Source organism: Halorubrum aquaticum, from assembly GCF_900113615.1.
GTDB lineage: Archaea > Halobacteriota > Halobacteria > Halobacteriales > Haloferacaceae > Halorubrum > Halorubrum aquaticum.
Map to the genome: position 1 here is coordinate 1 of NZ_FOPZ01000014.1, position 12,917 is coordinate 12,917.

At 68.9% G+C, this 12,917-nt stretch carries 13 protein-coding genes; 5 read left to right on the forward strand and 8 right to left on the reverse strand.

Annotated features, from left to right (window positions below; genetic code table 11):
- Positions 1-243 precede the first annotated feature (243 nt).
- Positions 244-1,332, reverse strand: a complete 1,089-nt coding sequence (locus F3H10_RS11405; RefSeq protein WP_149784895.1) for an alcohol dehydrogenase catalytic domain-containing protein — start codon at positions 1,330-1,332, stop codon at positions 244-246.
- Positions 1,333-1,617: 285 nt separating this feature from the next.
- On the opposite strand from F3H10_RS11405, the gene F3H10_RS11410 reads away from it, so the two are divergent.
- Positions 1,618-2,745: a sensor histidine kinase gene (locus F3H10_RS11410; protein WP_149784896.1), complete on the forward strand. Its 1,128-nt coding sequence runs from the start codon at positions 1,618-1,620 to the stop codon at positions 2,743-2,745.
- A 67-nt stretch (positions 2,746-2,812) separates the two neighbouring features.
- Here the strand turns inward: F3H10_RS11410 and F3H10_RS11415 are convergent, their stop codons facing one another.
- The 4 genes from F3H10_RS11415 to prs form a co-directional block, all read right to left on the reverse strand.
- On the reverse strand, positions 2,813-4,336 hold the full coding sequence (locus F3H10_RS11415; protein ID WP_149784897.1) for a replication factor C large subunit: 1,524 nt from the start codon (positions 4,334-4,336) through the stop codon (positions 2,813-2,815).
- Positions 4,337-4,378: 42 nt separating this feature from the next.
- Positions 4,379-4,753, reverse strand: a complete 375-nt coding sequence (locus tag F3H10_RS11420) for a type II toxin-antitoxin system VapC family toxin (protein WP_149784898.1) — start codon at positions 4,751-4,753, stop codon at positions 4,379-4,381.
- Complete coding sequence (locus F3H10_RS11425) at positions 4,754-4,984, reverse strand: AbrB/MazE/SpoVT family DNA-binding domain-containing protein (protein WP_149784899.1); 231 nt, start codon at positions 4,982-4,984, stop codon at positions 4,754-4,756.
- Between the two features lie 89 nt (positions 4,985-5,073).
- The gene (prs, locus tag F3H10_RS11430; protein WP_149784900.1) at positions 5,074-5,952 is read right to left on the reverse strand and encodes a ribose-phosphate diphosphokinase; all 879 of its coding nucleotides are present in this window, start codon (positions 5,950-5,952) and stop codon (positions 5,074-5,076) included.
- A gap of 163 nt (positions 5,953-6,115) precedes the next feature.
- Here prs and F3H10_RS11435 point away from each other — a divergent pair, with 163 nt between their 5' ends.
- Complete coding sequence (locus F3H10_RS11435) at positions 6,116-6,766, forward strand: HVO_0476 family zinc finger protein (protein ID WP_149784901.1); 651 nt, start codon at positions 6,116-6,118, stop codon at positions 6,764-6,766.
- 49 nt (positions 6,767-6,815) lie between these two features.
- Here the strand turns inward: F3H10_RS11435 and F3H10_RS11440 are convergent, their stop codons facing one another.
- Positions 6,816-8,132, reverse strand: a complete 1,317-nt coding sequence (locus F3H10_RS11440) for an ArgE/DapE family deacylase (RefSeq protein ID WP_149784902.1) — start codon at positions 8,130-8,132, stop codon at positions 6,816-6,818.
- A 127-nt stretch (positions 8,133-8,259) separates the two neighbouring features.
- Between F3H10_RS11440 and F3H10_RS11445 the strand changes: the two genes are divergently transcribed.
- Together F3H10_RS11445 and F3H10_RS11450 are read left to right on the forward strand one after the other, a co-directional pair.
- Complete coding sequence (locus F3H10_RS11445; protein WP_149784903.1) at positions 8,260-9,084, forward strand: polysaccharide deacetylase family protein; 825 nt, start codon at positions 8,260-8,262, stop codon at positions 9,082-9,084.
- A gap of 97 nt (positions 9,085-9,181) precedes the next feature.
- Entirely contained in the window at positions 9,182-9,859 is a 678-nt protein-coding gene (locus tag F3H10_RS11450) for a TIGR00266 family protein (RefSeq protein WP_149784904.1), read from the forward strand.
- 579 nt (positions 9,860-10,438) lie between these two features.
- On the opposite strand, the gene F3H10_RS11455 is transcribed toward F3H10_RS11450, so the two are convergent.
- Positions 10,439-11,485 (reverse strand): disk-shape morphogenesis protein volactin, encoded by a 1,047-nt coding sequence (locus F3H10_RS11455; RefSeq protein ID WP_149784905.1) that lies wholly within the window; start codon positions 11,483-11,485, stop codon positions 10,439-10,441.
- Between the two features lie 131 nt (positions 11,486-11,616).
- Here F3H10_RS11455 and F3H10_RS11460 point away from each other — a divergent pair, with 131 nt between their 5' ends.
- Positions 11,617-12,450: a geranylgeranylglycerol-phosphate geranylgeranyltransferase gene (locus F3H10_RS11460; protein WP_149784906.1), complete on the forward strand. Its 834-nt coding sequence runs from the start codon at positions 11,617-11,619 to the stop codon at positions 12,448-12,450.
- A gap of 109 nt (positions 12,451-12,559) precedes the next feature.
- Here the strand turns inward: F3H10_RS11460 and yciH are convergent, their stop codons facing one another.
- Positions 12,560-12,853 (reverse strand): stress response translation initiation inhibitor YciH, encoded by a 294-nt coding sequence (gene yciH / locus F3H10_RS11465; RefSeq protein WP_004046732.1) that lies wholly within the window; start codon positions 12,851-12,853, stop codon positions 12,560-12,562.
- Positions 12,854-12,917 lie beyond the last annotated feature (64 nt).

Sequence of the window (12,917 nt, forward strand, 5' to 3'; positions counted from 1 at the left end):
GCCGCCGGCGACTGCCCCTTTGTGTCCCATCCCGCCCCGCACAGCCCCGCACCTCACACCTCCCCAGCCTCGCCGCTCACGCTTTTCAAGCGTTCGCGGCGTCCCTCGCGGGCTCCTCGCGCCCTTCGGGCGCTCGGAGGCGCGCCACCGCCCCGGATTGATACCTCTCTCACCTTTATCGACCGGGGGTTCCACACTGAGTCGCCTGAAAAACGAGCCTCGGCGGAGCCGGCTTGGTGGTAATCAGAACTCGGTGACGACCTCGACGCCGCGCACGTCGTAGTCGTCCATCGCCGCGAGCCGGTCGGAGACCTCCGGCAACGCCAGCTCTCTCGTCACGAGCGCGCCGGGGTCGATCCCGGTCGCCTCGACGAGCGCGAAGAGGTCCTCGTAGTTCGTCGGCGGCATCCCCCGCGCGCCGAGGAACGACACCTCCCAGCGGGTCATCCAGTCGGTCGGCAGCGACACCTCGCCGCGTTCCGCCTCCGTGGTCAGCCCGACCTGAACGTGCGTCCCGCGGGGGCGGACCGACCGAACGGAGTTGCGACAGGTCTCGGCGATCCCCAACGCGTCGACCGAGACGTCGACGCCGCCGTCGGTGAGCGAGCGGATCCGCTCGGGGACGGACGCGTCAGCGTCGGCCCCGGCGTCGGCCTCTCCGCCGCCCGCCAACACCGTCTCCGCCGCGCCGAGGTCCACGGCCCGCGAGAGCGCGTCGTCGTCGACGTCGACCGCGACGACACGCGCACCGACGGCGGCCGCGATCTGGACCGCCGAGAGCCCGACGCCGCCGCAGCCGTGGACGGCCACCCGGTCGCCGCCGCCGACGCCGGCGCGCTCGACGAGCGCGTGATAGGCGGTCATGTACCGGCAGCCGAGCGCCGCGGCGTCGCGGGCGGGCAGCCACGACGGACGCTCGACGAGGTTGTAGTCGGCGCGAGGGACGGCGACCCGCTCGGCGAACGCGCCGGGCGCGTCGGGTTCGAACCCGAGGGCGCGCCCGTCCGCACAGACGTTGCCGTGGCCGCGCCGGCAGTGGGGGCACGTCCCGTCGCCGAGCGAGAAGGGCACCACGACGCGGTCGCCTGGGGCGAACCGGTCGACCGCGTCGCCGACGGCGACGACCTCGCCGGCCGGCTCGTGGCCGAGCACCTGTCCGCGCGGGACCAGGTCGTCGGCCCACTCGCCGTGGCCCTTCCAGGCGTGCCAGTCGCTCCGACAGACCCCGCAGGCGTCGACGCGGACGACCGCGTCGTCCGGTCCCGGCTCCGGCTCGGGGAGGTCCCGGATCGCCAACTCCTCGCCGTATTCGTGAAGGACGGCCGCGCGCATGGTGGGCGGTCGTCGCCCGGTGTGATACGTGTTGTGTCCCCGGCACGACCGGCTCCGCCGTTCGAGCCCGGGGTCGGTCGTCGTTCGGGCCCGAGGTCGATCCCGATCGACGACGGCTCACGGAGCGAAACGCCCGCCGTCGGGCACCGTTCGTGTTCCGGTGTGATCTCCACCGTTATTTCACTGATGGACCCGTTAATTCACTTCGTTTGATCATTGATATCACCGTCCGACAAATGTTATTCAGGTAAGACTTATACCGGCTCACGAACGATCCGGTGGCATATGTCTCCGCGAGCCGATCCGCGACCGGGAGTCGCGTATCGACGACCGGAGGGTGACGCCGCCCGGATCGTGCTCGAATCCGCCGGAGACCCGGAGCTTCCGATCGAGGACCTCGCGCTCGATTCGTGGCTCGAGGCCGTCCATCCCGAGGACCGGGATCGGCTCCGCGAGGAGCTCGGCGGGGACGGCGTCGACGTCGCCTACCGCGTCGTCCGCGACGGTACGGACCCCACGTGGATCCACGAACACGGGCGGCGGGCCGAGGACGGCGACGTGATCGGCTACCTGCTCCCCGCCTACGACCGGATCGAGCGACAGCGCCGGCTCGAACAACAGCGCGAGCGCCTCGAGGAGTTCGCGAGCGTCGTCAGCCACGACCTCCGAAACCCGCTTTCGGTCGCGGTCGGCAACCTCGAGTTGGCCCGCGACTTCGACGGCGACGAGGCGAACGAACGGATCGATCGCGTCCACGACGCCCTGGACCGCATGGACGAACTCATCTCGGATCTCCTCTCCCTCGCCCGCGAGGGCCGCTCGGTCGAGGCGACCGCCGAGACCGACCTCCGGGCCGTCGTCGACCGGGCGTGGGCCACCATCGGGCGGACGGCGAACGCGGAGCTGGTCGTCGAGGAACCCCTCCCGCGGGTCGAGTGTGACCGAAACCGGCTTCGACAGGCCCTCGAGAACCTCTTTCGGAACGCGATCGAACACGGCTCGGACGGCGAGATCGACGAGGACGCGACGCCCGTCGGCGACGACGCGGACCGCCCCGACGACGCCACCGCCGACCGACGGGTCGGCTCCGACGGCGTGCGCGTCTTCGTCGGCCGGACTGACGACGGGTTCTACGTCGCGGACGACGGACCGGGAATTCCCGAGGACGACCGCGAGGACGTCTTCGAACCCGGCCACACGACCGCCGAGGAGGGGACGGGCTTCGGACTCGCCATCGTCGAGCGGATCGCCGAGGCACACGGCTGGTCGGTCTCGGTGGCCGAGAGCCGCGCCGGCGGTGCCCGATTCGAGTTCGCCGGCGTCGAGCGACACGACGATCCGGACGGGACCGCGGGCGACGACCCGGCGAGTGGGACCGCCGTCAGCGATCGCGGATCCCCCTCCGCGGAGTGAGGGCTCTTTCCGTCGTCGGTTGATCCCCTTTCCGAACCCCCGCCTCAACGAAGTCGTTCAATCCCGTCTATACGAAGTCGCTCAGTCCCGACTGGCCGTCGTCGCTTCCGTCGTCCTCGTCGACCTCGCCGTCCGCCGATCCCTCGTCGTCGGTCGGCTCGTCGACGTCCGAACCGGCTCCGCGTTCCCCGCCGTCGCGGTCGGTGTCGTCGCCCGTGCCGGCCGCGCCGCCGTCGTTCGCGCTCGCGGCGTCGCCGTCGCGTCCGGCCCCGCCGGCGAACGCGCCGTCGGCGTGGTCCTCCATGCGTTCCTCGCGGCGCTCCCGAGCGTCCTCGACGATCGATTCCACCTTGTTCGTCGACTCGCCGGAGCCGGTGACGAACGCCACGCCGGCCTCGTCGAGGTCGTAGGCGGCCGCCATCGCCACGGTCAACTCGCGGGGTTTACAGTGGTGGGTGACCGCGGAGAGGAACGGCAACACCTCCCGGCGCGCGGTCGCGACGCTACAGCCGCTCGTCTCGGCGATCTTCCCCACCACCTCGTCGGCGGTCGCGTCCGAGGAGGGCCAGAACTGCGGGCGGCCGTATCGGGTCCACCCGCCCTTGGTTCCGTCGCGTGCGGCGGCGACGCCCGCGGCCGCGTTGTCGGTCGCGTACCGCCAGTAGGAGTAGTTCTGACTGGCGCGCACGCGACCGAGCCACACGTCGGCGTTCGCGAGGAAGTCGTACGCGCGGGTCGCCTCCGCCGCGTCGTACACGTCGAGCACGTTGTCCTCGATCCACTTCGTGAGGTCGTCGGGCGTCTCGTCGACCGCGTACGCCGACCGGAGCGTCTCCTCGGCGGACTCCTCCTTGAGCGCCGCGTCGAGGAACGGGAAGATCCCCATCGCCTTGTCGCGGTCGGCGGTGACGACGTCCTCGACGGCGATCGACGATCGGCCCTCACAGGCGGCCTGGAGGTCGTTTATCGCGCCGCGGAGGTCGCCGCGGTTGCGCTCGGCGATCCGCTGGAGGGCGTCCGACTCGAACTCGATGCCCTCCTTGCGGCAGACGTCCCGCAGGACGGGAACGATGGAGCGCGCGGAGACGTCGCGGAACTCGACGTCCCGACACGCGTTCCGGAGTCCGCGGGAGATGTCGTAGAACTCGTTGGCGATGAGCACGATGGGCTGGCCCGACTCCTTGACCAGCTTCGTGATCGCGGAGGCCCCGCCGCGGTCGTAGTTGCCGTGGATGTTGTCGGCCTCGTCGAGGATCACGAGCTGTCTGGAGGCGGTGTCGCCGCCGGTCGCCCCGCCGCCGGCCGCGCTGCCGCCGAGGGTGGCGTTTCGGGCCGCACGACCGGCGAACCGCTCGATCACGTCGGCGGTCCGCTGGTCGGAGGCGTTCAGCTCCACCGTCTCCCAGCCCATGTCGTTCGCTAAGGCGTGTGCCGCGCTCGTCTTCCCGACGCCCGGGCTGCCGTGGAGGATGACGGCCTCGCGGTGGTCGTCCCACGAACGCGCCCACTCAGCGAACGCGTCGCGGGCCTTGTCGTTGCCGCGGACCTCCGAGAGCGTGCTCGGGCGGTACCGCTCCGTCCAATCGGCCATTATCGAAGGGAGGTGCGAGCGCCGTTTATTCGTTGCGGAGCGTTACCCCTCGTCGATGTTCCGCAGATCTACCCGCGAGGCGAACCCTTCGTAGGCGTCGTCACTGGAGACGATCGTATCCCCGCCGGATTCGACGAGGTGGAGCGCGTCGAACGGAGTGAACCCGTGTTCCTCGACGTAGCTCGCGGCAGCGACGACCGTCTCCGTGTCCCCACGGACCTCGACGAGTTCCGTCGCGTTCGCGATGACGCGTTCCGTATCGAGCCCCTCGCGGTAGGCGACGAGAAGGAGTTCGATGAGGGTGAACCGTGAGGTCCACAGTTCCGTTCGGTGCTCGTCGTAGATCGCCTCCGCGGAACTACCCAACCAGTCGTCCTCCTTGATGAGCGCCAGGAGGAAATCGGTCTCGACGTACATTCAGCGTCCGGCGTCGGTCAGAGCCGCCTCGCGCGCCCCCTGGCGGAGTTCGTCCACAGTCTCGTCGACGTCCGCGAATTCGTCTCTCAGCGCGTCCAGCGGGTCCTCGTCGATCGGGATCAGCTTGATCCCGTCGTGGAGGTCGACCACGTGATACCGCTCGCCGTACCGTTCCCGCAGTTCCTTCGGAAGCGTCAGCCGACCGCGGTCGTCGAGCGTGGCGTGGGACATGCCTCGTCGTACGATGGGTATACGTAATAATATTCCCCAAATCGGGTCGGCTACCCATCACTGCCCTCCGAGCGTTGACCGGTCCCGCCTCACCGTTCCTCGGCCAGCGTTTCGGCCGCATTGAGCGCCTCCGCGAGGACCGGCGCGGCGCTGACGACGCTACAGCCCCGCTCGATCGTGTCGGTGCCGACGATCCGGTCGACGCCGGCGGCCCGCAGCCTCGTCACCGCGTTCTCGGCCAGCATGGGGTGGACGCAGGCAGCGACCACGCGCTCGGCTCCCCGCTCGACCAGCACGTCGACCGCCTCGCTCATCGTCGACCCGGTGGCGACGATGTCGTCGGCGACGACGACGTCCCGGCCGTCGACGGGCGCGTCGGAGGGGGAGACCTCCACGTCGCCCGTCTCGCGGTCGCGGTGTTTCTCGAAGTAGTCCGTCTCGCCCTCGCCGTACGCGTCGCGGACGGTCTCGGCGATCCCGATCGCCCCCTCGTCGGGCGCGAGAAAGAGCGGGTCCCGCAGACCGGAGAGGGGGGCGGCGAGGACGCTCGCCGCGTCGACCGTCTCGACCGGCACGTCGTAGAAGTCGGCGACCGTCGGCTCGTGCGGGTTGACGAGCACCACGCGGTCGGTTCCGGTCGAGACCGCCCGCGCCATCGCCCGCGCGGAGACGGGCTGACCGTCGCGGAACGACTCGTCCTGTCTGGCGTATCCCATGTACGGGATGGCGGTCGTCACGCGCTCCGCGCCGGCCTGACGGACGGCGTCCTGTAACTGGAGGAGTTCGACCCACGCCTCGTCGGAGTCAGTCGACGCGACGACGGTCGCCTCCGTTCCCTCGAACCCCGGGACGGCGGCGAGACGCTCGCCGTCCGGGAAGCGGTCGTACGTCGCGGTCGCGAGCGGACGACCCGTCTCCTCCGCGAGCGCGGCCGCGAGCAGTTGCGAACTCGACCCGGGTACGATCATGGGCGTCCGTTCCGCCGACACCGGTAAACCAGTTTCTGTACTCGTCCGGCCCCCGGACAGCGACACGCACACGGTAGTCGACGGCACGTACACGGCTGGCACTGGCACGCACACGGCCGTCAGGGGAGCGGATATTTACGCACGCGGCGGGAACGACGCCGTAATGACCGAAACCGGAGACCGAGTGAGTCTCGTCTGCCCGTCGTGTTCGTCGGGCGAGGAGACCGTCCACGAGGTGTTGCGACCCGGCGGCCAGGCCACCGTCCGGTGTACCGACTGCGATCACACCCACAAGACCGAGATCCCCGAGGAGGAGACGATCGACCTCACGATCGTCGTCTCACAGGACGGTGACTCGTTTACCACCGAGATGGAGGTCCCCGCCGAGGGCGGCGTCGAGACCGGCGAGGAGTTCGTCGTCGACACCGAGGACGCGCTGATGCAGGTTCGGGTCACCGGGATCGAACTCGGCCCCGAACACCGCGTCGAGGACGCGGCGATCACGAGCGTCGAGACGCTGTGGACCCGCGCGGTCGACAACGTCGGCGTCGACGTCACGCTCCACCCGAAGGACGGCGACGCCGACCGGACCCGATCGATAAGCGTGAACGTCCCCGGCGACATGGAGTTCGTCGTCGGCGAGACCGTCGAGTTCGGCGACGAGGAGTTCACGATCGAAGGGCTTCACATCCGCGAGGACGCCCCCAAGTACCGACACGAGAAGCTCGATCACGCCGGCGACATGGCGTACGCGAAGGACCTCAAGCGGGTGTACGGCCGCGACGAGAGCCTCACCGCCTGGTCCGCCTGGTAGGCTCGACCGACCACCGGCGCGGCGACGGACGCCCGGAACCGACGCCGTATCAGGCCACTCCACACCAGCCGATCATCGTGAGCGCGTGGACCCGCGCCGTCTCCACTAACGAGTCGATCTCGACGAACTCGTCGGCGCCGTGGCCGTTGCCGCCCTCCGGCCCGACGCTCGGGGTGGGGATCCCGTAGTACCGGTTGTAGAACCGCTCGTCGTTGCCGCCGAGGCCGCCCCGGTGTTCCACGGTCCCGCCGGTGACCCGTTCAGTCTCCTCACGGACCAGCCGGTAGAAGTCGCTCTCGAAGTCGATCTCGTGTGGGTCCGTGCTCCAGCCGAACCACTCGATCTCCGGCGGATGCTCGCTCAGCCACTCGTCTCCGGCCGCCACCGCGGCGACGACGTCCTCCACTTCCTCGCGGACGTCGTGCTGGTCGAGGCCCGCGCTCGGCGGCCAGCCGACCCGGAACTCCATGACCGCCTCTCCCGGAACGGTCGACGTCCAGGACCCCGGAACCTCGATGTTCGTCAGGCTCAGGTTGGCGGTGCTGCCCGCCGCTTCCGGGTACTGGTTGAGTGCGGGCCCGTAGTCCTCGATCCGGTCGTTGAGGTCGTCGTGATACGCCTCCAACGCCCGATGGACCTCGAACGCCTTTCCGACGGCGTCCGTGCCGAGGAACTTGTAGGCGGTGTGTGCCGTCTTCCCGGGAACGGTAACGCGGAAGTACAGCACGCCGGCGCTGGCGACGCCGATCTTCGGGACGCCGGACGGCTCCGCGACGATCGCGGCGTCGGGTCGGTGGCCGCGTTCCAACGCCGAGAGGACGCCGCCGACCCCGCCGGCCTCCTCCTCGATCGTCGTCTGAAGCGTCAGATCGCCGGCGAGGTCGACCCCGAGCTCTTGAAGACACTCGTACGCGTGGACGAACGCCGCGATGCCGCCCTTCATGTCCATCGTCCCCCGGCCGTACATCCGCCCGTCCTCGATCGTGGGATCCCACGGGTCGTGCTCCCAGTCGTCGACGGGGTCCGGGTTGACGACGTCGACGTGGCCGCTCACGACGAGCGAACGGCCGCCCTCACCCGCCCCCTCGTCGACCGCCGCGACGTTCTCGCGTCCCTCGTACCCGTACTCCCGATACGGCGTCGTCTCGAAGAATCCCGGATGGTCCCGGAGGTCGTCGGCGTCCGGCTCCCAGACGTCGAGGGAGAGGTCCAGATCCCGGAACTTCGCCTTCATCACCTCCTGTGCCGGCCCCTCCTCGCCGGGGAGCGACCGGGCGGAGACGAGTTCCTCCAGGAAGTCCAACAGACGAGTTCGATTCCCCTCGACGCACTCGCGGACCTCCTCCCGTGAGACGCTCGTTGTCATGGCCGATCACTGCGATCGGATCGACATAAATCGACCGGCGGACGGAACGGTCCTCACGGTCCGACCCGATGCGCGCCGGACCCGCCGAAGGATATAATTCCGTCGCCGGAGAGACGCGCCGTGAACCATGTCCGATTCGCCATGGCCGGACGGATATCGGAGCGCCGCCTGTTTCACCTTCGATCTGGACGCGGACGAGATCTGGAACCTCCGCATCGAGAGCGACGAGGCGTGGGACAAGCCGCCGATCCGAACGCGCGGGGAGTTCGGCCCGAACGTCGCCGTTCCGCGGATACTCGAGCTGTTCGACAGGTACGATCTCCGGTGTACGTTCTTCATACCCGGAAGGGTGGCCGAGGACTGGCCGGAGACGGTCCGGGCCATCCACGAGGCCGGACACGAGATCGGCCATCACGGGTATCGTCACGTCAACCCCTCGAACTTCGATTCGCGGGCCGAGGAGGAGGCGGACGTCAAGGAAGCGCTGGACGTGTTCGACGACCTGCTCGGCGAGACGCCCGTCGGGTACCGCAGCCCGGCCTCCGATCTGAGCGACCACACGCTCGAACTGCTCGCCGAGCACGGCATCCGCTGGGAGTCGACGTTCATGGACGACGACCGCCCGTACGTCCACGACGAGGGGATCGTCGAGATCCCGTTCGACTGGTCGCTCGACGACTGGCCGTACTTCGGATACCAGATGTACCCGCAGCTCCCGTACCAGAGCGGCATCACCCCCACGGGACCGGTCTTCGACTCGTGGCGGAGGGAGTTCGACGGCCTCCACAAGCGCGGGCGCGCGTTCACCCTGACGATGCATCCGCAGATCATCGGTCGTGCCGGCCGCATCGACGCGCTCGAGGAACTGATCCAGCACGTCCTCGCGACGGGCGACGCGTGGATAACGACGGGTGAGGAGATCGCGGAACGATGGGAGACCGGAAAGAACTGACGCCGGAGGAACGGGCGGAAGACGTCACGATCGCTTCCTCCGATGGAGCCGCCAATTTAAGTAGTGATCCGCCGAACTCACCCGCGGAGATCCACCCATGGAGTACGAGTTCACCCACAAGCCGTCGTACACGCACCTGATCGTCACGCTGGAGCCGGGCGAGTCGATCGTCGCCGAACCGGGTGCGCTGGTCGGCCACTCCGCGACCGTCTCGATGGAGACCGGAACGAGCCGAGACGGCCTTCTCAGCTCGGCGAAGTCGCTTCTGGGCGGGGAGTCCGCCTTCGTCAACGAGTTCACCGCCGAGGGCGAGCCGGGCACGGTGACGTTCGCGCCGCCGTCGCCGGGCGACGTCGCGGCCCACGAGCTCCGCGACGAGACGCTCTACACCGTCGACGGCGCGTTCCTCGCGGCGACCGCGGGGATCGACGTCGACTCGGAGGTCGGCGGCCTCAAGTCGATGCTCGGCGAGGCCAGTCTGACGCCGCTGGCGCTGAAGGGGACCGGCACCGCCTTCGTCGACTCCTACGGCGGTCTCGAGACGATCGAACTGGCCCCCGGCGAGTCGTACGTCCTGGACAACCAACACCTGGTCGCCTGGGACGACACGATCGACTACTCGATCGAGCGCGTCGGCGGCCTCAAGTCGAACCTTCTCGGCGGCGAGGGACTCGTCTTCGAGTTCACGGGTCCGGGAACGGCGTGGTACCAGACGCGGGACATGGACGCGCTGGTGTCGGTGCTCGCGCGGCGGCTGCCGAGTCAGGGGGAGTAAGCGGACGTGCGTGTGGCTTTTCGCGTACGCTCGACACCAAAGGTGTGGCCTCGGCACTCATAGGGCTCGTCGTCGCCGGGTGCCGAGTCCGGCTCGGAGCGGTGGATCGTCATCGGCCGCTCGCCGGTACTCGCTCGGTCGTCTAAAAGGGTCCGCCGCGGGGTCACTCCTCGACGTGGAGCGACCCCGCGTACCCGTTCCACTCGTCGGTCCCGTTCGGGAGCCGCCGGGTGTCGCTCGGGTCGAACGTCGCGGCCGAACGCGCGACCGCCTCGGCCGCCGTCGGTAGTTCATCGTCTGTGCCGTCCGTCTCGTGATCCTCGTCCCCGAGGGGAACCGTGCCCGCCGGCCCGGGCTCCGATCGCGGATCAGTCGTGTACTACGGATGCCACGCTCGTCCCTATTCGCCTATCCTTAATAATCGTTCGTGTTAATACGGATCGTTGCCGTCGGGAGCAACGAGGAAGCGACCACGGGGATGAGGGTGACGTCGTCGCGACGGCTGCCGCGTCGCTCGTGGGGACGGAAAAACGGCGGGTCGGCACGGCGGCGGGGACCGTTCCGCCCCGGTGCGGTCGGTCAGTCCTCGGATTCGGGGGCCGCCTCGGTCGCTTCCGCCGTCTCGGCGGACCCGGCGTCCTCGTCCGCGCCCTCCTCGGAGCGGGCGGCCACCAGCGCGCCGCTGGCGACGCTGTACATCGGCTCGTCGGGCGAGCGGACGCCGCTTATCGAGAACGGGATGTTCGCGTCCGCGAGGTGGTCGGCGAAGAGGTCCTCGAAGCCGTTCGGGCTGGAGGTCCCGCCGGTGACGACGACGGGCACGTCGAGGCCCTCCTCGACGTCCTCCTCGTCGACCTCGCGGGTGATGTTCTCGATCACGTAATCGAGCAGGTTCTCGTAGTAGATCGCGAGCGCGCCCTCGACGCCGCCGACGTCGGTGCGGAAGTCGAGCTCGAACTCGTCCTCCTTGATGCTCGTGACCTTGTCGACGGGCGTCCCCGTCGCCTGCGCGGTCTGCTCGTCGACCCAGTCGCCCCCGCGGGCGATGGAGAACTTCATCACGGGGACGGCGTAGTAGGCGAGACAGACGTTCGTCATCCCCGCGCCGAAGCTGATCCCGAGCCCGGTGAAGTTGTTGTCCGCGAGCTCGGAGTAGATGACGGCCATTCCCTCGTTGATCGGTTCGGGGTCGTACCCCATGTCGCCGAGCATCGACTCGAGCGTCTTCTCGTGATACAGCGTCGTGAGCGGCGAGTCGATCGGGTCCGCCGGGCTGGAGTAGAACAGCCGCTCGTTGGGGCGGGAAGGCTCGCCGACCACCTGCTCGGTGATGAGCTTGATCATCGGGATCGCCGAGGACTCGTCGCTCGAGAGGATCCCGTGTTGCATCGGCCGGCGCGTCTCCTTGTTGAAGATGTTCGCGAAGTTGAGGGCGTCGTCGCCGACGACGTACACCTTGTCGTCCTTCCGGATGTGGAGGACTTCGCTCCTGGAGAGCATCTGCTCGGCCATATCGCTGTACTCGATCTCGACGAACGAGTTGCGTTGCTGTACGAACACCGTCTCGGAGCCTTCCTGTCGCCCCGAGAGGATGTTCATCGTACCGACGTCCAGGCCTTTAGCCATGCGCGCACGTTCCGGGGCTCATGGCATAAACGTTAGTGAGGCGTAGATGCGGATCGAAGCCTTCCCGTCCCGTGTCGTATCCGACCGATCCCGCGTCGTTTATGTCGCGCGCGCCGGTGGACGGAAACGAGTTGCAAGACACGTTACGCGGGGCACTGGAGCTAACGCGGCCGGCGAACTGCGTCGCCGCCGGCGTGCTGACGGCCACCGGCGCGTTCGTGGCCGGACTCGGCGACGCGACCCTCACCGCGGCGGTCGCGGTCGTGACCACCGCGGTCGCGGTCGCCGCCGGCAACGCGATCAACGACTACTTCGACCGCGAGATCGACGCGATCAACCGACCGGACCGCCCGATCCCGCGCGGCGCGGTCTCCCCGCGCGGCGCGCTCGCGCTCTCGGCGGCGCTCTTCGCCGCCGCGATCGGGTTCGCCGCGCTGCTGCCGGTCGCCGCCCTCGCCATCGCCGCGGTCAACCTGGTCGCGCTCGTCACCTACACCACGGTGTTCAAGGGGACGCCGGGGCTCGGGAACGCGCTCGTCTCCTACCTCGTCGGCTCGACCTTCCTCTTCGGCGGGGCCGCCGTCGGGAGCCTCGAGGCTCCGCTGGTGTTGGCCGCGCTCGCGGCGCTCTCGACGTTCACCCGCGAGGTGATAAAGGACGTCGAGGACCTCGCGGGCGACCGCGAGGAGGGACTCCGGACGCTCCCCGTCGCGGTCGGCGAGCGTCGGTCGCTGTGGATCGCCGCCGGAACCCTCCTCGTCGCCGTCGCGGTCAGTCCGCTCCCGTACCTCCTCGGCACCTTCGGGGCGGTCTACCTCGTCGTCGTCGCGGTCGCGGACGCGGTGATGCTGTACGCCTGCTACGAGGGATTCTCGGACCCGAGCGCCGCACAGGGCCACTTCAAGTACGGGACCTTCCTCGCGGCGGCGGCGTTCGTCGTCGGGCGCGCGGCGGTCCTGATCTGATCGGTCGTCGGTTCGACGGGAGACGACCCTCCCGAGGAGGAACGACTCTGCGGCTCGTGAGGTATGAAAAACGACGAGATACGCTCGACGACGGGCGGTCAGGTACCGGTCACGCGACGTTGAATCCCTTATCGCGGAGGAAGTCCTCCACGCGACCCGAGTGGTTCCCCTGAAGCTCGATGGCGCCGTCCTCGACGGTGCCGCCGCAGGCGAACTTCGATTTCAGGTCCGAGGACAACGAACTCATGTCCACGTCCTTCGGGTCGAAGCCTTCGATGACCGTTACCTCCTTACCGTACCTGCGCTCGTCGATGCGGATGCTGATCTGCTGGGACTCCTTCGCGACGTCCTCGCAGACGCAGAGTTCCTGGGGCAGCCCGCACGTCGAGCAGACTTCCGACATTACAGTTCGAGAGTACAGGGTGCCCGTATTAAATAGTGTCGGCAGCCCCCTCCTCGATCCGGTC

Coding starts and splice junctions, on each gene's coding strand:
- F3H10_RS11415 (WP_149784897.1), bottom strand. CDS start 4,336: ATGGCCGATTGGACGGAGCGGTACCGCCCGAGCACGCTCTCGGAGGTC.
- yciH (WP_004046732.1), bottom strand. CDS start 12,853: ATGTCGGAAGTCTGCTCGACGTGCGGGCTGCCCCAGGAACTCTGCGTC.
- F3H10_RS11410 (WP_149784896.1), top strand. CDS start 1,618: ATGTCTCCGCGAGCCGATCCGCGACCGGGAGTCGCGTATCGACGACCG.
- F3H10_RS11450 (WP_149784904.1), top strand. CDS start 9,182: ATGGAGTACGAGTTCACCCACAAGCCGTCGTACACGCACCTGATCGTC.
- prs (WP_149784900.1), bottom strand. CDS start 5,952: ATGATCGTACCCGGGTCGAGTTCGCAACTGCTCGCGGCCGCGCTCGCG.
- F3H10_RS11420 (WP_149784898.1), bottom strand. CDS start 4,753: ATGTACGTCGAGACCGATTTCCTCCTGGCGCTCATCAAGGAGGACGAC.
- F3H10_RS11435 (WP_149784901.1), top strand. CDS start 6,116: ATGACCGAAACCGGAGACCGAGTGAGTCTCGTCTGCCCGTCGTGTTCG.
- F3H10_RS11445 (WP_149784903.1), top strand. CDS start 8,260: ATGTCCGATTCGCCATGGCCGGACGGATATCGGAGCGCCGCCTGTTTC.
- F3H10_RS11405 (WP_149784895.1), bottom strand. CDS start 1,332: ATGCGCGCGGCCGTCCTTCACGAATACGGCGAGGAGTTGGCGATCCGG.
- F3H10_RS11425 (WP_149784899.1), bottom strand. CDS start 4,984: ATGTCCCACGCCACGCTCGACGACCGCGGTCGGCTGACGCTTCCGAAG.
- F3H10_RS11455 (WP_149784905.1), bottom strand. CDS start 11,485: ATGGCTAAAGGCCTGGACGTCGGTACGATGAACATCCTCTCGGGGCGA.
- F3H10_RS11440 (WP_149784902.1), bottom strand. CDS start 8,132: ATGACAACGAGCGTCTCACGGGAGGAGGTCCGCGAGTGCGTCGAGGGG.